This window comes from Rufibacter roseus, from assembly GCF_001647285.1.
Classification (GTDB): domain Bacteria; phylum Bacteroidota; class Bacteroidia; order Cytophagales; family Hymenobacteraceae; genus Nibribacter; species Nibribacter roseus.
This window is the reverse complement of sequence record NZ_LRML01000012.1, coordinates 53838-79828: the sequence shown is the minus strand read 5'-3', so window position 1 is coordinate 79828 and position 25991 is coordinate 53838. Positions and strand designations below refer to the sequence as shown.

Annotated in this window: 20 protein-coding genes and 1 pseudogene; 7 read left to right on the top strand and 14 right to left on the bottom strand. The window is 49.1% G+C overall.

Features of this window, described 5'->3' with window-relative positions:
• Positions 1 to 12 precede the first annotated feature (12 nt).
• Positions 13 to 1017, top strand: coding sequence for an N-acetylmuramoyl-L-alanine amidase family protein (locus A8O23_RS16445; protein WP_066623516.1), 1005 nt, complete (start codon positions 13 to 15; stop codon positions 1015 to 1017).
• A 67-nt stretch (positions 1018 to 1084) separates the two neighbouring features.
• Here A8O23_RS16445 and A8O23_RS16440 read toward each other — a convergent pair.
• The 13 genes and pseudogenes from A8O23_RS16440 to A8O23_RS16380 form a co-directional block, all read right to left on the bottom strand.
• Positions 1085 to 1915, bottom strand: a pseudogene (locus A8O23_RS16440) (PfkB family carbohydrate kinase).
• A 105-nt stretch (positions 1916 to 2020) separates the two neighbouring features.
• Positions 2021 to 3301, bottom strand: a complete 1281-nt coding sequence (locus tag A8O23_RS16435; protein ID WP_066623515.1) for an RNA polymerase sigma factor — start codon at positions 3299 to 3301, stop codon at positions 2021 to 2023.
• The gene (locus tag A8O23_RS16430) at positions 3282 to 3638 is read right to left on the bottom strand and encodes a YciI family protein (protein WP_066623513.1); all 357 of its coding nucleotides are present in this window, start codon (positions 3636 to 3638) and stop codon (positions 3282 to 3284) included. Before A8O23_RS16430 ends, A8O23_RS16435 begins: the two co-directional genes overlap by 20 nt.
• 119 nt (positions 3639 to 3757) lie before the next feature.
• Positions 3758 to 4735, bottom strand: a complete 978-nt coding sequence (locus tag A8O23_RS16425) for a serine hydrolase domain-containing protein (protein WP_239693427.1) — start codon at positions 4733 to 4735, stop codon at positions 3758 to 3760.
• 472 nt (positions 4736 to 5207) lie between these two features.
• Positions 5208 to 8537 carry a UTP--glucose-1-phosphate uridylyltransferase gene (locus A8O23_RS16420; RefSeq protein ID WP_066623508.1) on the bottom strand — a complete coding sequence of 1110 codons (3330 nt, stop codon included), beginning with the start codon at positions 8535 to 8537 and terminating at the stop codon, positions 5208 to 5210.
• 56 nt (positions 8538 to 8593) lie between these two features.
• Entirely contained in the window at positions 8594 to 9544 is a 951-nt protein-coding gene (locus tag A8O23_RS16415) for a UTP--glucose-1-phosphate uridylyltransferase (RefSeq protein WP_066623506.1), read from the bottom strand.
• A gap of 145 nt (positions 9545 to 9689) precedes the next feature.
• Positions 9690 to 10073 carry a DUF3037 domain-containing protein gene (locus A8O23_RS16410; RefSeq protein ID WP_066623504.1) on the bottom strand — a complete coding sequence of 128 codons (384 nt, stop codon included), beginning with the start codon at positions 10071 to 10073 and terminating at the stop codon, positions 9690 to 9692.
• Positions 10051 to 10848 carry a HipA family kinase gene (locus A8O23_RS16405; protein ID WP_066623502.1) on the bottom strand — a complete coding sequence of 266 codons (798 nt, stop codon included), beginning with the start codon at positions 10846 to 10848 and terminating at the stop codon, positions 10051 to 10053. The genes A8O23_RS16410 and A8O23_RS16405 overlap by 23 nt, the downstream gene beginning before the upstream one ends.
• A 213-nt stretch (positions 10849 to 11061) precedes the next feature.
• The gene (locus A8O23_RS16400; RefSeq protein ID WP_153042255.1) at positions 11062 to 11658 is read right to left on the bottom strand and encodes a hypothetical protein; all 597 of its coding nucleotides are present in this window, start codon (positions 11656 to 11658) and stop codon (positions 11062 to 11064) included.
• 192 nt (positions 11659 to 11850) lie between these two features.
• Complete coding sequence (locus tag A8O23_RS16395) at positions 11851 to 13419, bottom strand: serine hydrolase (RefSeq protein ID WP_066623499.1); 1569 nt, start codon at positions 13417 to 13419, stop codon at positions 11851 to 11853.
• Between the two features lie 60 nt (positions 13420 to 13479).
• On the bottom strand, positions 13480 to 14568 hold the full coding sequence (locus tag A8O23_RS16390) for a phosphoadenosine phosphosulfate reductase domain-containing protein (protein ID WP_066623496.1): 1089 nt from the start codon (positions 14566 to 14568) through the stop codon (positions 13480 to 13482).
• Positions 14552 to 15190 carry a hypothetical protein gene (locus A8O23_RS16385; protein WP_153042254.1) on the bottom strand — a complete coding sequence of 213 codons (639 nt, stop codon included), beginning with the start codon at positions 15188 to 15190 and terminating at the stop codon, positions 14552 to 14554. The genes A8O23_RS16390 and A8O23_RS16385 overlap by 17 nt, the downstream gene beginning before the upstream one ends.
• 88 nt (positions 15191 to 15278) lie before the next feature.
• A complete protein-coding gene (locus A8O23_RS16380) occupies positions 15279 to 16151 on the bottom strand; it encodes a PDDEXK family nuclease (protein ID WP_066623493.1) in 873 nt (290 codons plus the stop codon).
• 323 nt (positions 16152 to 16474) lie between these two features.
• On the opposite strand from A8O23_RS16380, the gene A8O23_RS16370 reads away from it, so the two are divergent.
• From A8O23_RS16370 to A8O23_RS16365, 3 genes are all read left to right on the top strand, one after another.
• Positions 16475 to 17716, top strand: coding sequence for a DEAD/DEAH box helicase (locus tag A8O23_RS16370; protein WP_066623485.1), 1242 nt, complete (start codon positions 16475 to 16477; stop codon positions 17714 to 17716).
• A 503-nt stretch (positions 17717 to 18219) separates the two neighbouring features.
• Positions 18220 to 18363 carry a hypothetical protein gene (locus A8O23_RS21650; protein ID WP_161486757.1) on the top strand — a complete coding sequence of 48 codons (144 nt, stop codon included), beginning with the start codon at positions 18220 to 18222 and terminating at the stop codon, positions 18361 to 18363.
• A gap of 198 nt (positions 18364 to 18561) precedes the next feature.
• A complete protein-coding gene (locus A8O23_RS16365) occupies positions 18562 to 20823 on the top strand; it encodes a TonB-dependent receptor (RefSeq protein WP_066623480.1) in 2262 nt (753 codons plus the stop codon).
• 186 nt (positions 20824 to 21009) lie between these two features.
• Here the strand turns inward: A8O23_RS16365 and A8O23_RS16360 are convergent, their stop codons facing one another.
• Positions 21010 to 22611 (bottom strand): FAD-dependent oxidoreductase, encoded by a 1602-nt coding sequence (locus tag A8O23_RS16360; RefSeq protein ID WP_082883125.1) that lies wholly within the window; start codon positions 22609 to 22611, stop codon positions 21010 to 21012.
• 495 nt (positions 22612 to 23106) lie between these two features.
• Between A8O23_RS16360 and A8O23_RS16355 the strand changes: the two genes are divergently transcribed.
• The 3 genes from A8O23_RS16355 to A8O23_RS16345 all read left to right on the top strand — a co-directional run bounded on the left by A8O23_RS16355 (position 23107) and on the right by A8O23_RS16345 (position 25889).
• Positions 23107 to 23886 carry an SDR family NAD(P)-dependent oxidoreductase gene (locus A8O23_RS16355; RefSeq protein WP_066623475.1) on the top strand — a complete coding sequence of 260 codons (780 nt, stop codon included), beginning with the start codon at positions 23107 to 23109 and terminating at the stop codon, positions 23884 to 23886.
• A gap of 133 nt (positions 23887 to 24019) precedes the next feature.
• On the top strand, positions 24020 to 24670 hold the full coding sequence (locus A8O23_RS16350) for a DsbA family protein (protein WP_239693426.1): 651 nt from the start codon (positions 24020 to 24022) through the stop codon (positions 24668 to 24670).
• Positions 24671 to 24974: 304 nt separating this feature from the next.
• A complete protein-coding gene (locus tag A8O23_RS16345) occupies positions 24975 to 25889 on the top strand; it encodes a universal stress protein (protein WP_161486756.1) in 915 nt (304 codons plus the stop codon).
• Positions 25890 to 25991 lie beyond the last annotated feature (102 nt).

Here is a 25991-nt window from a genome sequence, read left to right as displayed (position 1 = left end):
CGTCTGCTCCAAATGAAGATAAATTTGTACCTGTGGTTTGTTCTTTTCCTAAGTTTGGCGGCTTGCACTTCTGCTCCAAAACAAGAAAAGGGTACTTTAGCCGGTAGAGTCATTTGTTTAGATGCCGGACATGGAGGCACCGCCCAAATAGATAGCTACAGGGTTGGGCCCACCGGCGAACGAGAAGAATGGATCAACTTGCGGGTGGCTTTGCTGCTGCAGAAAATGCTGGAGGAAAAAGGAGCCAAAGTGCTTATGACACGCACTGCAGATATCAACGTTCCGTTTGATGATAGGGTGAAATTGGCCAAAGAAAATAAAGCGGAGGTATTTCTTTCCATTCACCATAATGCCACCGCAGACTCAACGGTCAACTTCCCCATTATTTACTTCCACGGATCGGCTTCTGAAAATGTGGGCAGCGTGGTGCTAGCGAAACATGTGGGACAAGCCTTGGTTCAAAACTTTTACCCCAAAGCTACTCCGGTGAGTGTGGTGTCAGACCATACTATTTTCCCGACGGCGGGTGCCAAGGTGTTGCGCGATACCTACGGAATTCCAGGAGTCATAGCAGAAGCATCTTTCTTTACCAACCCCACTGAGGAAGAACGTCTGAAACAAGAAAGCCATAACCGGAAAGAAGCCTTGGCTTATGTAGCCGCTCTAGAGGCTTTTTTCAGTAAACCTGTTCCAGCCATTCAGCCCAAAAAGTCTATAGTGGAGTTGCCGCCGTTCAGAGCGGCTCAGGAAGCTGAACGCATGAACGAAACCGCCCGCCGCTGGCGACAAGATTTTGAGGAAGGGGAGAAGCTACTGAAAAATGAAACGGATACTACCGCTCTTCGGCAGGCCTATGAGTTGTTTACCCGTTCTGTTCGTTCTTTTCCAGACTCATATTTGGCTAGGCAAAGTCACCAATACCGCGCCGCTATTCTACAGAAGCTAGGAAAGAAAGAAGAGGCCCAGCAAGAGGCTACCCGTGCCAAAGAATACTATGTCAGGCTTCAAGAAGAATAGCATTGTTGAAAGTGAGCAGGACTTGTTTTAGCCCTGATTTCTCAAAAAGAGGCAAAAAACGCAAAACTTAACTGGCTTTTGTCTCTCTTAAAGCGGCTATTTCAGAAGGAGAGATTTTAGGGGTTGCCCCTTGGTGCGTGGCCACCAAAGCCCCCATCAAGCAGGCATTGTCTAAGGCCTCAGCTACGGAGCCGTTCTGCAAGAAAATGCGTAGGAAGGTGACTAAAAAAGCATCGCCGCTGCCAATGGTATCTTCCACTTCTACGCTGTAACCGGCATGCTCGGTAAAGGCGTCATTGTGCAGCACCACGGCACCATTCGCCCCTCGGGTAACCACTACCGTTTCTAATTTGAATTTCTGCTGCAACAGACGCATGGCTTCTTTCTCATTTTGAGCAGTGCCGAACCAGGAGCTGATCTGCGCTAGTTCATGATGGTTCATTTTCACGAGCTGAGCGTGGTGCAGGAGCTGTAGGGTTATGTGTTGGTCTACAAACGGCGGGCGGAAGTTCACGTCCAGAATCTTGTAGGGTACCAACTCCAGCAACCTTAAAAGCGAGTTGCGTGATGTTTCTTGTCTCGCGGCCAGCGTACCGAAAATAAAGGCTTCTGAGCCTCGGATAGCCTTTATTACATCTTCCTCTGCCTCTATAAAATCCCAAGCCACTGGGGCTACAATGTCATAAGTGACTTCTGATTTATTCTCCACATTTACCTGCACTACTCCGGTAGGCTGCTCCTGGTCTGACTGTACAAATTAAGTGTCAACTTCTTTTTCCTGCAGAAAAGAAACCAGTTCCATCCCAAGGTTATCGTGCCCCACCCGACTAATGACCGATGCTTTTCGGCCGGCATAAGCCAGATGTATGGCTACGTTCATAGGAGCGCCGCCCGGCATTTTGCCCGTAGGTAACATGTCCCATAGCATTTCCCCGAAGCAGATAAATTCTTTTTCCATTCTTTTAGAAGTAGGAGGTAGTGATCAAAAGTACCTAACGCAATACTAGGGAAGAAAGATAGGAACAGATGTTGGTTCAGGTTTAACCACCGCTGGAGCCAAGGCGGCTAATTTATTCTGAATGACTTTCTGGTGAGCCGGTGAAAGAGGCAGAGCTAAGGCTTTTTGGTAGCAGGCCGTGGCTTCAGTGAGTTGGCCGGTCTGCGTGTACAAGTGGGCTAGGGCGGTGTGGTAGAGGTAATAGTTATGAGCTTCCTGCGGAAGCTGCTGTAATAGTGCAATGGCCGAAGTAGGTCCTTGGCAATGGGCCAGCGCTACCGCTCGGTTTATTTGAACTACAAAAGAAGAAGGCTCCTGCTGCACCAGAATGTTATATAGCCGCAGAATACCAGCCCAGTCGGTTTGGGCATAGGTGGGGGCGGTAAGGTGCAGTCCGGCAATGCAGGCTTGGGTGTAGTAAGCGTTACCTTGTGCTGGGAAAGTTTGATGAAGGTGCCTGAAGCCAAGCGTCATCAGTTTGCGGTCCCAAAGGTTACGATCTTGCTCTGAAAGCGGAACGAAAGCACCGTCTGACTGCGTACGGGCTGCAAATCTGGCGCATTGGAAATACAGCAGGGCCAGCAGGTGGTGCACTTCGGGCGCCTGTTCGCCGAAGGGATTTACGAGCAGTTTGGTCAGCCGTACAGCTTCCAGACAAATGTCATGGTTGAGAAGGGAATTGCCGGAGGCGGTGTCGTAGCCTTCGTTGAAAAGCAGGTAAATGGATTTAAGCACCCATGGCAGCCGCTGTGCATTATGCTGAACAGGCACTTCCAAAAAATGAGGGGGCAGTTGTTGAAAGAAGCTTTTGCTGCGCTGCAGGCTTTTGTACACGGCTTCTTTGCTTTGCTGTAACCCTTGCGCAATCTCCTGTACCCCAAATCCTCCCAGGTACTTCAAAGCAAACATAATCTGTGCCGACGGCGACAAAGTCGGCTGGCACAAAGCGAACAACAGCCGAAGCTGACTGTCTTCGGTGTCAGGTTCCGTAGCCTGTTCAAACATAGCCTCTGCGCTTGCACAGGAGAGGGGGCGGGCTCTACGGCCTGCTTGTTTTAAAGTGTTGAGCAGTTTGTTCTGGGTTACCTGTAACAGCCACGCTTTCGGATTATCTGGAGAGCCCGACAATGGCCATGTTTTGAGCGCTGTGTAAAAAGCATCCTGCAAAGCGTCTTCCAAGTCTGATTGGTGGGCAGGTCCGTACTTTCTGAATAAAACAGAGAACACCTCTCCGTAAGTTTCTCGGAAGAGATGTTCAGAAAAAGTTTCAGACGGTTGGTGCGGCATAATCCATGATAGGTCTAACCTCGGTGGTGCCGCCCCACTGGTGACAAGGACATTCCTTGGCAATTTCTACTGCCTGTTCCAGACTTTCGGCTGTAATCAGGTAAAAGCCGCCAATAAGTTCTTTTGTTTCAACAAAAGGGCCGTCTGTCACCAAAGCATTTTTGCCCTTAATGTAGGCGCCTGTTTCTTCTAGACCGTCTCCACCCTCTAGATGACCGGCCTGAGCAAGTTTCTCGGTCCATTGCATGTGCGCCTGCACCAGTTGCTGCATTTCCTCAGCCGACATTTCCTGTAAAGTCTCTACGTTGTCGTAAAGCAAGAGCATGAATTTTTTCATAAGAAAGGGTTTAGGTTAAGTATGCAGCTAAGACAACTACGGTCTCTTATTTTGGACAAGTGCTTTTAATTTTTTTCTGTTTTAGGGCTGATTTTTAAAAAGCAGGCCTAAAACAAAGGCTAGTAGTTTTTGGCCAACGTTCTGAAAATGGTTTGCCAGCTGGCTTTGCCGTAGTCTTTGCCCAACCGCACAATGATCAGGTTTTTGGCTGGATTCACATACACATACTGCCCCAGAATTCCCTGTGCCATGTAATCACCCTCTTGGCTGGGTAACCACCACTGGTATTGGTAATGGCTGGCGCTGCCCTGGCTTGTGTCTACTTTGGTAGATTCTTTTACCCACTCCGCAGGCACCAGTTGCTGCCCGTTCCAGTTGCCTTCATTAAGGTACAGACGGCCTAGTTTGGCGAAGTCGCGGGCGCGGGCATTGAGGCAGCAGAAGGTTTTCTCCAGACCGTCTTTAGACTTGTCAAGGCTCCAGCTGGCGTCGTACTCCATTTGCAGGGGCGTCCAGATTTTCTCCTGCAGGTACTGCGTAATGGTCTTCCCCTTGAGTGCTTTCTCCAGCACGCCGCCCAGCAGCTGGGTGTTCCCACTGGTATACTGGTACCTTTGCCCCGGCGGCACTTCCGGCTTCATGTTGGCCATGTATTTGCGCAGGTGACGGCCGTAGTAAAAGCTGGCGGCATCTCCGAAGGGGTTCACGTAGCTTTCGTTGAATTCAATGCCCGAGGTCATCTGCAGCAGGTGCAGAATAGTCACATTGTCTAATCCGTTGTCTTTCAACTCAGGCAGGTAATTGGTGATAGGTTCGTCTACTGATTTTATCAAACCGTCAGCAATGGCGCAGCCAATGAGCATGGAAGTCACCGATTTGGCCATAGAAAAAGACGCCACCACTGATGACTGCTCATACCCGTTAAAGTACTTTTCATACTGTATGGTGTCGTTTTGGATGATCAGGAAAGCGACCGATTCGTTGCTGGCTAGGTAGTCATCAAAAACTACTTCGCGATTCCCCCCAACGGTCAACACTTTTGGGGCCCTTGGGTTTTTAGCCGCATAAAAGGTAAAAGGCTGAGGGCTCGCGGTCAAAGGTCTTGCAGGGAAGATTTTATGATCCGTGATGTCAGCGAAATTGTAGAAAACAAACCGTCCCAACTGGCAGGAGGAAAATACCGAAGCAAAGGTGACTGTTAGGAGGACCAACTGAGAGAGTTTCGTCAAGCGCCGCATAGGAAAGGCAATAGTTCAGGTGGTGAATATATTAAATATTCGTCTTGTTCAAATAAGGCATTCACCGGCTCAAGAAAAGTAAATAGGCAAATAAAATTACACCTCTGTCATCTTGGAAAGGTCTTGTGAGCAAGCAAGAAAAGCACTTACTCTCCGCTACGGCAGTTGGCCGCCAAGATCCTTTCAGGATGACAAAAGAAAGGGATGTGTGTTCATTTTGTCGAAGAAATAATGTGAGGAAGCGGCAGTGGGAAATCGCGTTTAAATAATATCTGTACACAAAAAAGCCTCCGTTCAGGAGCTTTTTTGTGTTGGCTAAGCTAATGTAACGTTAGAAGTTGCCCAATGAAATAATATAGTCTTTGCTACCGTCAATGTCCCAGGCATCTAACTGTGCTGGATCTTTCATTTGCTGCCCGCGCTGACGAGGTACGGCAATGTATCCGCAGGGTACATCTGGCAAGGCAGACATGTCGCTCCACAGCTTTTCAATTTGGGCAACTGGGTAAATATCTTCCTGCGCATGGCCCCAACGGAATTTTACTTCTTTAATGGTGACATATGTGGGCATGCGGTGCGCCACACTTCTGACGGCCTTGGCCAACACAGCATCTTCGCGCCTCAAATCAGCACGGGTTAACCCGAACAGGGCCAGCAGCGGATCAATCTGAATCCAAGTGGTCATGGTGTTATAATAACTCAGGTTCAGCACGTCTTCTTCCCGAGGCTGGGCCAGCCCTTCCAGCAGTCTGAGTTTTCCGTTTACTCTAGCTAATCCACCGCCACGGTCTTCAATCCTACGTGGGACTACTTCGAAGGTGAGAACATTGCCAGATTGTAAATGATACCCAAGAGCGGCCGGATTCACGTCTGCCCCTAAGGTGTCTATGTTATGCAGCATCAGTGTTTCTAGCTGCGGATTCTCTTCCAGCATCTGTGCCAACACCCCGTTCCGGATCAGGTTAGAGACCTCATACCAGTGACCCAGCGGCGAAAAGCGCTGTGAGGCAATGTTATCCACGTAGTCTGTGCCTTCTCCCTTCGACTTCGCCCAGTTAATCAAGGCTCTGCGGCTGGCTTCACGCACCTTTTGTTTGTTCTCGTTCAGGGTTTCCTGAGGCATTTCCTCCCATAAGAACCGCAAGTCACGCTCCATGGGCACAAACCGCTGGCCAATAGAGCGCCCCGGCGATAGGTAAACAGGGCCATTGTAGCCATAGTTGTTGGTCTGCTGTAACTGGTGCAGAATGGGGCCGTGGGTGAGATAACTGGTGGCTACCACGTGCGGAATCACCGCGCCATATTTAGAGGCAACCGCTTTGGTTTTGGCTATATGTATCTCCAGAAAGCTACGGTGTACTCCTTCAATTTCTACAAACGGATTCAGAGCTTTAATCACACCGGCTCCTTTGGTCCAGCGGCTACCTACTCCGGCGGCTAAACTCAGAACCGCTACTTTACATGCACCTATAGCTTCCTCACCCGCAGGAATAAACTTATTTAGTTCTGCCAGTGACGCAATGTCTGGAGGCTGCACGACTTCAATGGTAGTCTCGTTGGGCAATCTGTTTCTGGAGAGGCCAATGTTACCTTTCTGTAGCTGTTCTCTTATTTCTTCATGCTGAATGTAATCAAAGCCGTTCTCTTTTTTTATACGGTCTGCTTTTTCATTTTCGGCACTGCGGCTGCCTTGCGAAGACGGGTCTGATACGTTGAACAGGTTGCTGACAATGGTGCGCAGGAGCGGGTAGGCTATATTGTCTTGACTGCATTTGGTGGTGTAGAAGTCTATCTCAGCCCGGCGGATGTAGTTAATGGACTGCGGATCTTTCTTCACCAGGTCAGAAACGTGTATGCCGTAATATTGCTCTGGCATCATGGCGTCTGATCCCTCGTGCAAATAAGACCAAGAGCCTTTGTGATTAATGCTCCAGTTGTATACAATCGGCTCCATGGCGAACGGTAAAGAAGCCGATAGTTCACTCTTTGTGGTCTGTAAGATTTCCAGTACCCGCAGCTTGTACTCTTCGTACTTTTCAGGAGCCACGAACATGCCCATGCCGCCCCCAGACATGCCGCCCAGCATCAGGAAGCCTAAATAATTATCACCAAACGCTTTCTTGGCTTTCCTGATAATTTCTTCTGTAAAGTGGGTGGAAGCCCAAGGGATAATGGTCTTAATGGGATGCTCAAAATTATAAGCCGTGTTGACGGCCAACTTCTGGATGTCTCCTTCTTTTAAAGCCGCTAAAATGTTTTCAAAAACTTGGTTGGTTTTCTGGCGGGCATCCCATTCTTTTTCGCCGCGGAGCAGGTACTTCTCAGTTACCATTTCCAGAATTGGCCCTACGTTAGAGGCCATGCCGCCGTGCATGAGCACCAGCGAGTTCATAAGTCTGTTGTCCATCTCTGGGTGCAGATCTTCGCCTCTCAGCACCCTGTGTTTTGGTAGCAGGGTGCCACGGCTAATGCCGTGTTCAGGGTCGCCGGGTTGGGCAATGGTGCCTTGTATGGCTTTGATGCCTGGCCATACGCCTCCAGAGTCTTGCCAGCCTCCGCCGGAGCCGCCAATCCATTCGCCTAAGATAGCTCTGGAGGCTACCAACCGTCGCTCACTTTCTTCCAGGCTGCCCACCAGGTTCTTGGTTTGACCAGTTGCCCGCATCAACAAGCTAATGATAGAACCCAATAAATTGGTAGATACCGCAAAGCGGGAGCCTTTCGGAATATCGTTTACTTTGGTAACCAATTCAATACCCATACCCGGTGCCACAATACGAGCCAAAATTTCTGGTAGAGATTGGTTTGTGCCTTCAAAAGAAGGTGGTATCAAACTTGAGGCAATCACACCCGCTTTCACTAAACTTAAATAGTCGTTCCCGAAGTTGAAAAGATCATCTAGTTCCGTGATGTCTTTGGTGGTGTTCAGGTCTATGCTGGTAAGCCGTAGCACTGGCTCCTGAATGACCCGCACGTAAGACTGTAGCGGAGGTTTTATGTCTTTGTCGCGGCCAAACACTCCCAGATCAATAGAAATGTTCAAGACACGGGCACCCTCTGGATAGTCCATGCCTAGGAAGAAAATATCTGACCAGCCGCTGTGGGTTAGGTCCATCCGGACAGAGGTTTTTTCTTCTAAGAGAGGATAGAAGAGGGAGCCTTCCTGTCTTTGCAGTAACTGCGGATGAATTTTGATGGGGTGCTCTTCCTGATGGCCCACCCGGAACATCCACTGATTGCCTTTGCTGGAGCGCACACTCTTTCGCACCTGGTCGGCCAGAATCTGGAAAGACAGGTGGTGGTAACTTTCGGCTAAACCACTGAAGAGGGCAGCGTTGGGGCCGGTGGCATCTATTTCCTTTAGAAAGGTAGCAATGGCCTGCTCAAACCTTCTGGCCAGCAGATCTTCAAAGCCGGCATATGGTATTTTGCCCGTGGCCGGAGTGTCTGTCGCTTCCATTAAAAAGAACCGGTAGCCGGCAAACAGAAACAGAATAGCCCTTACTTTGTCATATAAGTTGGGAGTTGCTTTGCGGAAATCGTCTAACTCACGCAGTGCTCGGTATAGCTCCTTTGAGGAGAGGCTACGGCTCAACTCGTAAAAGGACCTGTCTCTTTGCGTGGGGTCAGTAGACGTGATGGTTTGTATGAATATGTTCATCTGCCGGTTTTATCAATCTTGAAAGCCTGAGAGAACAGGAAATATTCCTGCAGATTTTACTTTGCGTTACGCTGGTTTGCTTCGGCTAAAAGTTCTACCATGGTAGTGAGGGTTTCGTCATGGGCTTGTCCGGCCAATCCTAAAGCAATCTGTGCCTGTAGTAAGCCCTGCTTTTTGCTCAGGTCGTAGCGGTTTCCTTTTACTTCAAGGGCAAGATATTTATCGGTAGAGGCGAGTTCTTGTATGGCGGGGGTAAGTTGAATGTTATGGCTTCCGCTGTCAACTTGTGTCTGGAGAATCTGGAACACAGTAGGAGGGAGCGCATGCATTCCGAAGAAGCAGAGGTAATAACCCGCCCGTAATCCTGAAGTTTGCAACTCTAGTTCAGCGGTGCTGACAGAGGGCTTTTCAATGATTTTCTCAATCTGGTAAACGCCTTTTTGGTTAGGCAAGTGTTTACCCGTTAAGGTGCCGTAGCGGTGAATCTGGTGTTCAATGGTAGGGTTCACAGCCGAGGCGCCGCATTCTTGCTCCAGCGCAAGATTGATTAATTGTGCTGCACAGCGCTGAGTAGGGTCATAAGACACATACAAGTGGTCACCCAACAGTAACAAGAAAGGCTCATTGGCTACAAAGTCGCGGGCTAGGTAAACGGCGTGGCCGTAACCCAGTGGTTCGGTTTGCTCAATAAACTGTACTCTGCTTCTGAGGGTGTCTATTTTGTCAGCCTCTTTCTGGGCCCAGTCTGTGTTCGCGAAAGACTCTAGCAAGTTGTTCCTTAAAGAGGCAAAAGCTTCTTGGTAACGAGGGCCATCGCCGGGGGCGCAAATAACCGCAATTTCTTCAATGCCACTGGCAAAGGCTTCTTCCGCAATAATCTGGATAGCTGGTTTGGTCAGTCCGTCCACATCAATAACCGGAAGCATGGCTTTCTGTACGGTATCAGCTACGGGGTACAATCTTTCGCCGCGTGCCGCTGCGGTAATCACAGCCTTTCTTATTTTCATAGCTTAGGTATAAAGTTCAAGTAGTGGTCAGGCAATTTACTTAAATACTGCCTACTAAAAGTGTTGGGAAATCATTTCCGAATCCTACAAAAACAGCCTTCTGTTTTAGGCGTGATTTTCCAAAACCAGCCGTAAAACAGCCTAATTATAACACCAACTGCTCAAAAAGCTGCCGAAGCTTCTCTTCAGGATCTTGGCAGAGGCCGGGGTGTATAGGCGAGGTTTGCACAATGGTGCTGCGGTTGGCCGCCAACCACCGGAACCTGCTGGCAATGGCGAATTGCCCAATCACGCCGCCTTGGCTGCGCCCGGCACATATACGCTCAAATGCCTGCAGGCGTTCTTCTAGCTCTTTAAGGTCTACCTCTTTGGAGAAAGCCTGCAATCGTTCCTGCGGCAAATGGTATAGGGTTTTCAGAAAGCCTTTGGAAGAGCAGAACAGAATCACGCCCACGTTCAGAAACTCCTCGCGCTCCACCCGGGGCACAACCCGAATGACGGCGTACTCAAATAAGTGCTTTTCTTGCATGTTGCGCTTCTTTGACAAAGGTTTCTGAATGGGCCAATCGGGTAAGTAAAAAGTTCAGGTAAGCCTGGCGGTGCTCCTGAAAAGTCTCAAAAGGGGCATCTTTTAAAAGCCAGTCGTCCGGAATTAGGGAGACAATGGCTTCTACCCGCTCAGGTGTGAGTATTTTCTTGGCTTCGGCATCGGCGGCTTCTAACTCAGATGCTTTGGGCAGCAGCACGTGGTCTTTTACCTGCGGAAACGGCTTCTTGCCTTGTTCTTCAATGTTGTTCCAGGAATGGTGGAAATAGAAAGCTGCGCCGTGGTCAATAAGCCAGAGCTCTTTGTGCCACATGAGCATGTTGGTGTTGCGCGGGGTGCGGTCTACGTTCGTGATGAGGCAGTCTAGCCACACAATTTTAGAAGCCAGAGCGGCATCAACTGAATTCACCAGCGCATCAAACGTGATGGCACCAGACAGGTAATGCAGACCCAGATTAAGCCCTTCGCTGAAACGAAGCAGATCCTGTATTTCCTCGTCGGGTTCGGTGCGGCCGAAGGCTTCATCTAAGTTGGCGAAGACAATTTCGGGTACTCTGAAGCCCAACGCTCGAGCCAGTTCACCGGCTACCAGTTCGGCAATAAGCGCTTTCACGCCTTGACCGGCACCTCTGAATTTAATGACGTACAGAAAATCATCATCGGCTTCTACAATGGCCGGCAAAGAGCCTCCTTCGCGGAGGGGTGTGACGTAGCGGGTTACGTCAACGGTTCTTATTTCTGGGGGAATCGTCTCCATACTTCTGTTTTACCAGTTTCGGTTATGCCCTAGGCCATTAGCTGACCCGGCAACGGTGAGGTACATCTTTTAGCGTGAGAAGTTTTTCAATGTAAAAACCTCTAACCCAAGGCACACTTCTGTAAAGGTACGTTTTCGGCCTGTTTTTCAGAAAATAAATCGAAAACACAGGTCTCAAGAAAGTATGGGCCATGACGTAGCGCACCACAAGGGTTAAGTTTTGGAGAGGCTTCGTTTTTTCTTGTGGCTGATGGTCTTGTCTACCAAGAGAGAAGTAAAAGCAACGGCGTTCAAACCCACCACATTTCTCCAGAATACCGGTGCGCCAGAGGTGGGTTTTACAAAATAGTGATGGGCGGCAAAGGCGTTGAGCAAGCCGAAGGTGACAAGACGAGTGAGGTTGTTTTCAGATGTCTTTCCCCCGTTGAACGCCCCTAGGGACATGACATGATAGCTGGCAGCCGACCAATAGGCTCCGTTTTTGGCAAAAGCAGGTGTGCTTACGAGTAAAATCATAGATTCTGCCAATAGTGCCTCGCCTAACACGTTTTTGAACTTCTTCCCCTCGGGTTCCGGAATCAGGACAACCGGTATTGAATCGGTTAGGGGAGGAAGTAGGTCCGTTTTTGTGTGCACCAGAAAAGGATTGGGTGTATAGCGGCGGGCTAAGGTAGGGAAGTCTCCAGTGGGTGCTACAAGTATGCTGGAATCTTGCTTTAATGTGGTGACAATAGCGGTTGTGTCTTGCCCTATAGCAGGAAAAAAGGCAGTGGCCATGAAAAGAGCCACTAGGTAACATAATTTGCGCATGTGAGCTGTGTTAAATTTTGATTACAGCACGAAAGTATGCGGCAGCCCATGGCTGGTAAAAAGTAAATTTACAAAAACATTACTTTTGGTAGTAAGTTGTTTGGTCGTAAATAACTGTATTACAATATATTAAAGCAAGCTTGTGTTACTTTTGTACTTGCCAGTAAGTAGTTGATTTACCCGAAAACCTGTTTACTTATTTGCCTTCGGCTCTTGCACCCGCGTGAAATTCAAATCCTGAAAATCATAGCTGAAATCGGTGAGCGGGGAGATGGGGGCCATGGTAATGCCTTGGGCGCGGCCCTCAAAATCAAGGGAGAAATTCACGAAGGCGTCGGCGTCCATGCTGCGGTGTTTCCATTTTACAACGTAGGTGGTGCCTTTGTAGGCGAACAGTTGACCGGTGAGTTTGGGCGACTTCTTAGCATCGAACCAGAGCTGGCCGTTCTTCAGGGAAATGGTCACCTCGCCCAGCCAAGGGTCTCGGTAGGTGCCCAGAAAAGCGCTGTAGTCGGGTTTCTTTTTCTGCTGCTTCTGCATGGCGGCCACTTGCTTCCAGATAGCATCGGTCTCGTTTCCGGCTTCGGCCAGGGCCTCGGCGCGGGCTTTGGCGTACTGGGCCACGCGGTCGGTGCCGGACATGTGAAAGTAGCTGTCCTTTATTTGGTCAGTAATAGCCCGGAACGCGCCGCCTTCCTGCTGGTTCGTCAGGACAATAATGCCCAGGTTCAGCTCCGGCAGCATGGTGATTTGCGTGACCATGCCTTCCAGCCCGCCGGTGTGGCTCAGTTGCTTGTAGCCTTTGGCGTCTGACACAAAAAAGCCCAGGCCGTAGGCCGCGAAATGCGAGTTGTAGTTGCCGGGGTGGCGCACCGGAATAATGGTCTGCGGCGTCCAGAGTTCTTCGTGCACGGTTTCAGAGATAAGCCGCTGCCCGTTTCCGTATTGGCCGTGGTTCAGGTGCATGAGTACCCACTTGCTTAAATCTGCCACGCTGGAGTAAATGCTTCCGGCGGCGTGGTCTATCTCAGAGCTATGGCGCTGCACCACGCGCACTTTGCCCTCTACCATGGCGTGGCCGTCTATCACGTTGGTCTGGTCTTTCAGGCGCTCATAACTGGCCGCAGATTCACGCATGCCCAGGGGCTGCAGAATGCGTTCCTCCACAAATTGGTCCCAGCTTTTTCCGGTGACGCGGGCCACCACTTCGCCGGCCACAATGTAGAAGTTGTTGTCATAGTCATATTGGCTCCGGAAGCTGGAGGTGGGCTTAAGGTGGCGCAGGTTGTAGATAATGTCTTTGAGGGTGAAGCTGTTGGAGTCTGGCCAGAGCATAAGGTCACCGGCGCCCAGCCCCAGGCCGCTGCGGTGGGTGAGCAGGTCCCGGATGGTGAATTCCTCGGTCACGTAGGGGTTGTACAGCTTGAACTCCGGAATATAGTCCTGCACCTTGTCGTCCCAGGTCAGTTTGCCCTCGTCTACCAGAATGCCCAGCGCCGTGGCCGTGAACGCCTTGGTGTTAGAGGCTATCCCGAAGCGCGTGTGCGCATCGGTTTTCTCGCGGCTGTTCAAACTCCGCACTCCGTAGCCTGCCGCGTGCACCACTTTCCCGTCTTTCACCACGCCCACCGCAATGCCCGGCACGTTGAACGCCTGTAGGGTGCGCTGCGCCAGCTCGTCTATCTGCGCGCTGGTGAGCCCTTGGGTAAAACCGAGGGTGGTGGTAGTGAGGAGGAAGAGGGTGAGGAGGAGGGGTTTCATTTTTAGTTGTAGATGGTAAGATAAGGGATTCGTGTGTGGTGTCTTAGCAGCCGAAGAGTACTATGTACTAAAAACATTGTTAAAAGGCGTATTTTCAATATAATTAGGGTTGTCTATATCTTTTTGCCACAATTCTTTTATCCTAACTAATTCTTCCTTTTGAATTAAGACAGTGTTAGATTTTGATTCAACTTCTAATAATTTTTCCAAAATAATTTTCCGCCCTTCCAATGTTATGGGGCCTAAACCTTTTTGTCCATTTCTTCTTTGGTTACACCTATATTTGGGATTATCTCTGAACTCTGCTACCCAATTTCTAAATTCATGCAAATGGGTTAATTGAGAATACCCATTTTCAATCATTTTTGATATTGATTTATCTTTTCTTACAACTGTACAAGTCCAGCAACCAAATCTACTGCTGCGGCAGGATTTACCTGGAAGTTCCCTGTAAACAGGGCACTCTGAGCCTGCGTCTTTATACAGTTCTCCAAGTTTTTGTGTATCTATGCTTTTTGGTAAACTATTGAATTTTAGAGTTGACCAAACATCTTTTATGGAATGATATATTATTGGACTGAATATTTGGTTTTTTTTAGATCCTGATTGAGTTAAATAATACTCTGTCTTTGAGTGTTTAGATATAGCTCTATCCCGTTGTTCACTTTCACCCTTGCGAATTCCCAGCAATACTGTTGCTTTTGGGTAACTGTCAATAATTTGCTTTACAGGATTTATTCTTAATTTGTCTGTACACCATCTGAAAATATTAGTTGGAGTAGGGTATCCTCTTCCGATTACTTTAACAAAGAACCTGTCGTCTAATTTGGGTATAGCGATTATATATTTTATAGGTAATCCTAAACCAGTACATTCCGCCTTAAGACTTTCAAAGGTTTGGTACACATATTTAGTAATTACAGGGTTTTCGACTCCTGTATCACAATAGATAACCGTGATTTCTTTATGAAAAGAATTTAATTCAGACAATGCAATAATCACTAGCTTTAATAGTGCTGAAGAATCTTTCCCTCCGCTATATCCTAGAAACCATGGGCAATCATCTTTTAAGTATTCTTGCTTAATAATATTAATGGAGTTTTGATCCTTTGCAAGATCTGGAGTTAAACAGTTATTGCAAAATTTCATCAATTTTTTCTTTTAAAGTTTTGATATAGTGCGTCTCTATATATTCAAGTTGATCATTGGAAAGGTTAAAATGTTTAAATATAGTTAAGATATGTAATGAGAATGATAAAAGCCCTATTCCTGCTAACAAAATACCAGTCATCCAAATACTTGTATTTTTTGTGGGTACACCAATTCCTAAGTATATAAGAGAGGCAAAGATTGAAATCAAGAACACATCGGCAGTAGAAGTCCATAAGATTCCATTAGAGTATACTAATTGACTTTTTGCAGTAAGCGAAGCATCATTGTCTATGATTTTGTAAAATATATGCTTAAGTCTTTTTTGCTTTAAAAAATTAATTTGCTCTTGAGTGAGTTCCTTGTTGTAGATTTTTAGTAAGGAACTTGTTATATTTAAATCTATTTTTCGATGGGAGTAATTTGTTATGAAGAATCTAGTATTAAGCATATTATAAACTGCTCCAAGAACAAGTGCAGGAATTGTTAAAAGACTGTAGGCAAGCCATTCTTCACCAATTTTGTATTTAATACCCATTTGGAAAAGGAGAGGAAGGAATGCAAGAATCAAAGCAAGACCAGGGATTAATAGTCTTAGAAATTTAAGTGTTTTTCTTTCCACAAGTTAATATTTAAAGTAGGGTCTTGTGTGAATAACGTTCAGTAATTATCCGAAGTTTACATTTATATGTAGTTGATTTGAATCTTTTCTAATCTTTATTATATAATTCAACTGCGGATTGAATTAAATCAGTTACGATTTTTTTCTTCTTGTCAAAATTTTGAGTTGTTACTGCAAAACGCAACCATTTGTCTCTGACTACTGCTGATACTCCCTCATCTTCTAATTTTTGAATCCATTCATCAGGATTTTCAATTTCGGCCAGAACGTTTGTAAACTGCTTTTTTGGCTTAAAATGAATAAAATTTCTTGATTTATACCCGTCAGACAGGCCTATGTAATATTTGTTGTAATTGAGCTTTAACTTGGGTTCTGCTTTTTCATTTATAATTTCTAAAAGCTTGTCAACTATTTCAACATTTTTAGGAGTTGACCTATTGTTCCAATAATTTCTATCAGTTTCTGCTAATTTACTTTCAACTATATCATCATTTCTTAACGCAAACCTGTCCATAACTTTTGTAAAGTTTAGAACAATGTTACCACCTACTTTTAATGCTGTTATTTGAATTATTATTAGAGGTATGTGCCCATTAAAAAGGCCTAAAACATTTAGAAACCTACTAGTTATATCTTCAGCTATCAAAACTCCACAATGGTCGTATTGAGGATAACGCCTTTTTTCAACATCCCAATATTCAATGCAGCGAATAATGTGACTTTCATCAGTTTGCCCAAGTTGGAGCTCAACTTCATATCTGGCATTATTTTCAAAATCTGCAAGTAAAAGGTCGAGCCGACCAGATTTATGTTGTTTTCTTTCTCTGTCAATAAGCTCTAATTCTCCTAATCCAATTATTTGAGGGTTCTCTGCAATCCTATCTTGCAACCATATTTCATTAAAGTCAGGATGAGTTTTTAAGTTTAGTTTTTCTGCTGTTGTGAATGTTAATTTTGTCATTTCAAACTTATTAAAGTAGCTGCCAACGCGTAAATAATGCACCGGTTCAATTTTTTTACATAACCTCAAATGAGGTCGGTGCAGTTTTTAAAAATAAGAAATAAATAAGCCTTGATAATATTATATATTATTTTCGAGATACAATATATAAAATTTCATCTTGTTTACAACTTCTTTCCCCAAAAACAGCCCCGAAGTGCAAAACCACCGCCTCCGCCTGCAAAACCCAGAAAGAAATCGCACCTTTGTAGAAGTTTCGGCGGGGGAACCGTAAAAGGGGAGAACCGCCACCACCTCGGCCGCTGGCCGGAACCATTGCGCCCATGAAATTCGAGGATTACCATATCAACCCCGCCATCAAGAAAGCCCTGGACAAACTGGGCTTCAAGAAACCCACCGATATCCAGTTTAAGGCTATTCCGCCCATCTTGAAGGGCGAAGACGTGCTGGCCATCGCGCAGACGGGCACGGGCAAGACCGCCGCGTTTGCCATACCCGTGCTGCACCTGCTGCATGAGCGCAAGCAGTACGGCCGGCAAGACGGCATCAAGTGCCTGGTCATGGTGCCCACCCGCGAGCTGGCCATCCAGATTACCGAGGTGTTCCACACGCTGGGCAAGCACACCCGCGTAGAGACCATGACCGTGTTTGGCGGGGTGGAGCAGGCGCCCCAGATAGAGAAATTGCAAGACGGCATAGACGTGCTGGTGGCCACGCCCGGCCGCATGTTTGACCTCGTGAGCCAGGGCCACATCCGGCTGGAGCGCGTAGAAATGCTCATTTTGGACGAGGCCGACCACATGCTGGACTTGGGCTTCATCAAAGACATCCGCGACGTGCTGCGCCACCTGCCCCGCAAGCGGCAGACGCTGTTCTTCTCGGCTACCATCAATGAGCACATCAAAGACCTGGCGTACTCGCTCGTGACCAAGCCCATCCGTATCCAGATTTCGCCCAAAGACCCCGTGTCTAAGAACGTGGACCACAGCGTGGCGTACGTGGGCATGGACGACAAACGCTACTTTCTGGAGCGCGTGGTGAAAGAGAACGAGGGCAGCAAAATACTGGTGTTCGTGCGCACCAAAGTGCGGGCCGAACGCGTGCACAACGCCATGGAGCGCGTGGGCATTATCACCGAAACCCTGCACGGCGACAAAGACCAGAAAGACCGCCTCAACTCGCTCAACCGCTTCAAGCGCGGCGACGTGAAAGTGCTCATCGCCACTGACGTGAGCTCCCGCGGCATTGACATACCAAGCGTAGAGTACGTAGTCAACTATGACCTTCCCGACGTGCCCGAAAACTACGTGCACCGCGTAGGCCGCACCGGCCGCGGCACCCAGAAAGGCAAATCGGTCTCGTTCTGTGCCCCCGAGGAAAAACCCATTCTGGACGTGATTGAGGAATACTTGGGCAAGCCCATCAAAGTCCTAGAAATCAATAAGGAAGATTACACCAGTACCATTGACTTCTCTGCGGAGGTAAAGCCAGATTTGAAGAGTTTGCTGCGTGAGGTGGAGGAGTTTGAGAATCAGAAGAAAGGGAAGAAGAATAAGAAGAAGTAAGCGTTTTGGTGAAAGTTTTTGGAAACCCGTTTTCGGGCTGTTTTATGGAAAACAGGCTGAAAACGGGTTTTATCTTTTCAGTGGATTTACTCAGGCAATTTTCTCTGGCGCAAGCGTCCGCTTGTGTCCGCACGCATTGTTGATACTCCCCCTTTGAAGGGGGCGAAGGGGGTGTTTACACCTGCCGGTCCACGCGTTGTCGATCCTTCTCTTTTGCGGTCATCCCGAGCATCGCCGAGGGATCTAACGAAGAAGCAGTCCTTCTACCAGTTATTTTCCTTCCACCACCGCTTTACCGCCTGCCGTTGTTGTGTGTTATCACCAACAACCTAAAAAGCCTCTGCTCCCACTGCCTTTGTTGCTAAACCTCTAGGTATGTCTCTCCCTGCTTAGGTTTGTCACTTTTCTCCTTGATGAGAAAAGTAACCAAAAGAATCAAGAAGCCCTTAAACTCGCTGCCGCTCAAACAGTAATGGCTTCAGTTAATTTACCACCTGGCCCATGTGCGCTGTTCCATAGCGGAAGTGGCTACTGCTAACTTGAACCTGTATCTCGTGCTCCCGCTAAGCGCCTCGGCGCCTACGGCTTCTGCGTTGCCCGCTCCCGCAGGAGACGCTAAGGTGGGAATGGTTTCTATTCTTTTTTGAGACTCGCGACTCGTGACTCGTGACTCAGAACTCAGGACTCAGAACTACTCCAAGTCCTGCTAGTGTCTGTGCCAACTGCTGCCGCTGAATCAAAATATCGAATGAAAGAAGAAAGGAATAAAAGGTGTCTAAACATAAGTAGTGTTGTGTCGTATTTTATTTTTAGGTTTGTCTAAAAATAGTAATTCAATTTTGAGCATGCGAAAACAACTACTCCTCCTGCTGGCTTCTTTGCTCACTTTTACTGTTGCTGCCCAACAAACAACTATTTCTGGAACAGTGAAAGACGCGCAGACTCGGGAGCCGTTAGGGTTCTGCAACATCAGCGTTCTGAACTCCACCCTAGGTGCCATGGCCGATGAGAAAGGGAAATTCAAACTCTCTGTTCCGCATAATCTTGCTTCTGGTCAGTTGGTGGTTTCTTTTCTGGGGTACCAAAACGACACCCTTCCGCTGCAGTCGGGCAAAACAAACTTTCAGGTGAATTTAAAACCCACAGCCGGCAAACTGCAGGAGGTGGTGGTAACGGGCACCATGAAGGAGATGAGCCGGCTGGAGAGTCCGGTGCCGGTGGAGGTGTATGCGCCTGCGTTTTTCCGGAAGAACCCGACGCCCAGTCTGTTTGAGGCCGTGGGACAGATAAACGGGGTGCAGCCGCAGCTCAACTGTAACGTGTGCAACACCGGCGACATCCACATCAACGGCATGGAAGGGGCGTACACGCTAATTCTGATAGACGGAATGCCCATTGTCAGCAGCCTTTCGTCGGTGTATGGCCTGAGCGGAATCCCGAACAGTTTGGTGGAGCGCATTGAGGTGGTGAAGGGACCGGCGGCGTCTTTGTACGGGTCGGAGGCGATGGGCGGCATCATCAACGTCATCACCAAAAGTCCGCTGAAAGCCCCAAAGGTGAGCGCTGAGGTTTTCGGTACCTCGTGGGGCGAGGTCAGTTCAGACGTGGGGCTGAAGTTCAAGGCCGGAAGCGCGCACGCCTTGATAGGCGTCAACTACTTCCACTACCAAAACCCCGAAGACCGCAACCACGATGGCTTTACCGATATGACGCTGCAGAGCCGTGTGTCGGTGTTCAACAAGTATGATTTTGTTCGGCCCGAAAACCGGCAGGCCAGCGTGGCGGCGCGGTACGTGTACGAAGATCGCTGGGGCGGGCAAATGAACTGGGGCAAAGAGCACCGCGGCTCAGACCAGGTCTACGGCGAAAGCATCTATACCAAACGCTGGGAACTGATCGGGCTGTACCAGCTGCCGGTGCGGGAGCGCATCATATCGCAGTTTTCTTTGAACCGGCACCAGCAGAATTCGTTCTACGGCACCACGCCTTTCCATGCCGACCAGCTGGTGGGTTTCGGGCAGCTGTACTGGGACAAGCAACTGAACGCCCGCCACAGCCTGCTCTTGGGCAGCTCGTTCCGGTACACCTGGTACGATGACAACACCCCCGCCACAGCCACGGCAGATGCTGCTCAACCGCAGAACCAACCGGTCACCACGCCTTTGCCCGGGCTTTTCGTGCAGGATGAGTGGACGCTCACGGAGAAACACAAACTGCTGCTGGGCTACCGCTATGACTATGACAAACGGCACGGGCACATCCAGTCGCCGAGAGTGGCCTACAAATGGACGCCGGGGCCGCAGCACGCCATCAGGGCCAGCTTCGGGACGGGCTACCGCGTAGTAAGCCTGTTCACCGAAGACCACGCCGCCCTCACCGGAGCCCGTGAGGTAGTCATTACGGAGAGATTGGAGCCAGAGCAGTCCATCAATACCAATTTGAACTACCTGTGGCAGGCACCGCTGGAACCGTTTCTGCTCACCGTAGATGTAACGGGTTTTTACTCTCGATTCAGCAATAAAATCATAGGTGACTTTGACACCGACCCGCAGAAAATCATTTACGCCAACCTGCAGGGGCATGCGGTGTCTAAAGGCATTTCGGCCAATACAGAATTCTCGTTCTACATTCCCCTGAAAATAGCGGCCGGCGTCACGTATATGCAGGTGTACCAGAAACGGGCGGCAGGCGAGGGGCCGCTGGCGAAAGTGGTGCAGCTGCACGCGCCGGAATGGTCCGGTACCTACTCCGCCAGCTACACTTTCCCGGCGCAACTTACCGTAGACCTGAACGGCACCTGGACCGGCCCTATGCGCTTGCCTATTCTTCCCTATGATTACCGTTTTGAATATTCGCCCTGGTTTACCATCATGAACGTGCAACTAACCAAGAAAATGAGTAACGGGCTGGAGGTATTCGGAGGAGTGAAGAACCTGCTCAACTTCGTGCCCCAAAACCCCATCATGCGCCCCTTCGACCCCTTTGACCGCACCGTTGATGACCCCATCACGAACCCGCACGGCTACACTTTTGACCCCAGCTACAACTACGCCTCGTTGCAGGGCATCAGGGGCTTTCTGGGAGTGCGGTATAATCTGCTGAAGTAAAAGAGGAGGGCGATTTGGAGCTGTTTTTTTGAAACTAGGCTGAAAACGGGTGTCATTCTGTAGCCGCATTAATAATTTTTTTTTTATGGCAAGCGCGCTTGTGTCCGAACGCATTGCTGAAATAAACGTGTGGACTCAAGCGGACGCTTGCGCCAGGTTAGAGTAGTATTTGATTAGAAGAACGACCTACTTTTTCAAAGCCTTTCTGATAAAATAAGCTCCGGCCAAGGCGGTACCGGCAAAGAAAACCGCCGAGGATAGTTTCTTGAACCTGTTCACGGTGCTGGGCTTGCCTTCCATTTTGGAGAGGTTGTAGTAGGCGGGGCCTTCGAGTACTTTGCCCTCAAAGTCGAAGCGGCTGCCGTGGCAGGGGCAATCCCAGCTGGTCTCTGATTTATTCCAGTGCACCACGCAGCCCATGTGGGTACACATGGCAGACACTACGTGCAAGTGGCCGGAGTGGTCGCGGTAGGCGCCATAGTTCTTGCCGTCTATCTCTACGTTTTTACCTTCACCCACCGGAATTTCATCTAGCTTTTCTACCTGACTGCGGTACGGCAGGTCCTTAATGAGCTGCATCATCACATCGGTGTTCTCCTTCATGAACTTGCCAGCCGACTTCATGGGGTTGTGCCGGTTAGGGGAGTACATATCGGCGTATGGATTTTCCTTGCCCAATATGAGGTCGCTGATGACCATGGCGGCCAGGGTGCCGTAGGTGAGGCCATCGGCGGCGTAACCGGTGCCCACGTAAATGCCGGAATCTTTGTCGCGCTGACCAATGTAGGGCAGACCGTCGGCGGGTTTGTATTGCTGGGCACCCCAACGGTATTCAACAGATTTTACATCGAACCGCTCCCGCACGTACTGCTCCAGCTTCTGGAAGTTCTCCTGGTTGTTTTCTTTGTGCCCCACCTTGTGCGACTCACCCAGAACAAGCAGGAAGTGCTCGCCTTGGTCGTTGGTGTAGGTGCGCAGCGAGTGGTGGTGCATGGCGTGGTAGTTCCAGTAGGTGCCTTCGGGGTAGGGCTGGTTTAGTTTCACGCCCAGCGCATACTCGCGGTAAGGCCCCAGCAGCGTATGCAGAAACCAAATGCCCTTGGGCGTATGGGTGGCGTGCACTACCTGCTTGGCCCGCACCTTTCCGTGCTGGGTGTGTACCACATGGGTATCGCCTTCGTCTACCTTCAATACTTTGCTGTTCTCGAAAATCTGGCAGTTAGGCCCAGCCGTGTGGCGGGCGAGGCTTTTTACATACACCATGGGGTTGAACTGCGCCTGGTGGTCTAGCCTGAACGCGGAACCGATGGGAAAAGGCAGGGGCGAAGTGGTGTCAAAATGCGCGGGAGTGCCTGCGGCCTGGGCTATCTCAAACTCGTTGCGGATGAATTCGTCTTCTTCGGCGTGCTCGGTGGTCAGGTAAAATGGAATCCGTTTGAAGTGGCAGTCGATGGAGAATTTGTTCGTCAAGCTCTCAATCATATCAACCGCCGAAGCTCTGGAAGCCATCACTCTGCTCACCGTTTCCTGGTCGTACTTGGTTTTGAGTTTCTGCAGGTACTCGCCTACGTAAGAATAGAGGTTTCCGGTGGAATAGCCCGTGGTACTTTCGGCTACTTGCAAAGCTTCCAGCACGACCACCCGCTTGCCGGCGGAGGCCAAAAGATGCGCCGTGGTGATACCGGTAATACCGCCGCCAATAATGGCCACGTCGGCTTCAATTTCTTCGTGTAAAGTAGGGTAATGCGTAGCTTCGGCATCTTGCCGCCAGATAGAAGTTGTCTTCATAGGTTTATTTTTCAGGTTTGGTAGAAAGGCATTCAAGGGTATACCTACATTAAACGCGATGAATCTGAAAAGGTAGGAGGGGCGGTACTTGAATTCAGGACTTTCACCTGCTCTACTGGATATAACTTGCTTTACTTACTTCTTGCTCTTCCGGATTTGCAATCCGGAAGCGGGTATACAGGGGATTTGTAATCCCCGTTGTTGCGCCATTGAACGGAAAAGCCGCGGAAGTAGTATTTGCTGCCCTTATCACTTTTATAGCATTATCCGTAAGCCACAGGCTACTTGAGGCAAAGTGGGATTTATAAATCCCGAACAGCGACGTCGAGGTTATGGTGTTTTTAGCCTAATTTTCGAAAAACAGCCTAAAAACAGCTCATACCGTTGAGTAGCTAGTTTGAAATACTTTCGTTAGCAAAGGTGAAGTGAGAAGAAGATGAATCTCCGCCACTACCTCTGCCGTTCACATAAATCAACATTCAACTACTCAGTCTCATGTCAGCAGCTTATTACTCTTCTAAAGTTGTTCTGATTACCGGAGGTGCCCAGGGCATAGGATTAGGAATGGCTCAGGCCTTCGCACAAGCCGGGGCAAAGGTTATTATATCAGATGTTGACGCTGAAGCAGGTAAAGAGGCAATAGTTCGTCTGGAAGAGCAGCACCTGCAGGCGGAGTTTCTGCCTTGCGATGTAGCCGAGGAAGACCAGGTGAAGCAATTAATGGCTGCAATAGAGCAGAAATACAACCAGCTGGACGCGCTCATCAACAATGCCGGAATAGCCTCGCCCGCCCGAAAGCCTTTGGCTGAATTGCCGATGGCAGAATTTGACCAGGTGCTGAACGTAAACCTGCGCGGCCCTATGCTATGCACCAAATATGCGTTGCCGCTTCTGCAGAAAGCCGCACACCCCGCTGTGTTGAACATTAGCTCTACCCGCGCTTTCATGTCGGAGCCCGATACGTTTGCCTACTCGGCCTCCAAAGGCGGGCTGGAGGCGCTCACGCATTCGCTGGCGGTAAGTCTGGGGCCTAAGATACGGGTAAACGCCATCAGCCCCGGCTGGATTGAAACCGGGCCGTGGGAGAAAAATAGTAAACGTTATGAGCCAGAGCACAGCGAAGAAGACAAAGCCCAGCACCCGGTGGGCAGGGTTGGGGTGCCGGAAGATGTGGCTGAGGCCGCTCTGTTTCTTTGCTCTGACCAAGCAGGCTTCATTACCGGCCAGAGCCTGATAATAGATGGTGGCATGACCGTGAAAATGATTTACCAATAGAGGCGCTGTTTTGGGCCTGATTTCTGAAAAAGAGGCCAAAAATGAAGCTTTCAACTAGCCACTACATCTGAAAATTTAACTTAGGTGCTGAACCTTTGTGTCGGAGTATTCAGTAAAAGACTTTAGACCAAAGATGGAGCCAATGCAAAACCTGCCAGATAATCCTAAACTGCTGTATGTAACAGATCCCATGTGCGCCTGGTGTTACGGGTTTACGCCCATCATTCGGCGGCTTCGGGCTCTTTGGTACGGCAGGCTGTCGGTGCAGGTGCTGGTGGGAGGGCTTCGGCCGTACGCGCAAGAGCCGCTCACTTCTGAAGAGTCAGACAAACTGGCGGTAAGCTGGCACCGGGCCCAGGAGAAATCACACCTGCCTTTTGACTATTCCTTCTTCCTGAAAAAAGAAATTTACTATGATACCGAGCCCGCCTGCAGGGCTCTGCTCACAGTACGGAACCTGCGGCCTAATTTAACATTGGAGGTGCTCCGCGCCCTGCATTCCGCTTTCTACGCCGATGGTCTGGATATCAGTAATCCACAGGTGCTGGTGCAGGTGGTAAAGCCATTCGGCATTTCTGAGAATCTGTTTTTGGCTCTCTTTGAAACCGAGGAAATCTACCGGCAGACCGAACAGGAATTCCAGTTCGTGGAAAATCTGGGTGTGACCACTCTACCAAGCGTCTACCTAGAACATCCCGCAGGGCCTCGGCTCATCTCCCGCGGCTTCTCCCAACTCCCAGACCTGGAAGAGCATCTTTTGCAGGCGTTCCAGATTCCATATTAAAAAACTCTAGCTGTTCCATTCAAAGAAAATGTACGGACAGATCGCGACCTGTCCCACTGCGGTGGCTGTCTTATTTTCTCTTGCTCCTGAGTGTCTTCGTTAGGTCCCTCGGCTTTGCTCGGGATGACCACAAAGGAGTAGGACCAACAATGTTTAGCTCTCCTTGTGTAAACATTCCCCTCGCCCCCTTCAAAAGGGGGAGTATCAGACATGCATGGTTGAGGTAAATATACTAAAGCAACTATATCTGGTCTGTTTGAGTAAAACATTAGAAATACTGAGCCAACCTTAAATGCCTACTACTATGATGAAAACAATAGCCGTTCTAACTGACTTTTCAGACGAAGCCCGCCACGCCACCACGTATGCTATAGAGCTAGCCCAAGCGCTGGAAGCGAAGTTGGTTTTTGTGCATGCCGGCCAATTAAATGCCTCCACCATGGGTACTTCTGTCACGGCCTCCGGATTAGCTTGGTCAGACCCTAATATATACAATCCTGCCACAGTGGAGATGGATGAAGAACGACTGCGGGACGAGGAGAGAAGGCTGAATGATATAGTATCAGAAGTTCGTCGTTCAGTGGCGCCCGACCAGCTGGTGGAGGCTGTTTTTCTAAGAGGAGTAGGCACCGATGTTATTCTGGATTACCTGGAGCAAAACCCAGTTGGGTTAGTGGTAATGGGCACCAAAGGTGCCCAGTCTTCTCTTGACCGCTGGATTGGCACCAACACCGGCTACATTATGGACAAAGCACCCTGCCCTGTTTTGGCTGTTCCGCGTCACAGCAACTACACCGGCCTCAAAAAGATTGTTTTCGCTGCCGACCCACACCATGAAGTACAGTGGCACATAGAGGAGTTAACCACCATTGCTAATACTTTCGGAGCCGAAGTAACGGTTCTGTATGTGCAGGAGCATGAAGGCGAACAGAAAGACGAGGATCGCTGGCTTGTGTTCTCCCAGAAAATGGAACTGCAGGCGCCCACGTTTAAATTCGCCAGAATCTTCAGTGGTGATTTGGCGCGTAGCATTGAAGAATACGCCCAAAGTAAAAACGCCGATATGTTGATCGTGGCCAAGCAGCACCGCTCTTACCTGGAGAATCTGTTCCATACCAGTACTACCGAGCGCCTTGCGCACGACAGCGTATTGCCGTTGCTCTCCTTGCCTGCGGTAGAAGAAGGAAAAGCGAGGCCTGATTCTATTTTTACGAGGTAGCAGGTTTGGTAAACGGTATTGGCACAGACACTAGCAGGTCTGCGCCATTGCCGTTTCTAGCCTGTTTTTCCAAAATCAGCTCCAAAACAGGTACCTTCAGAA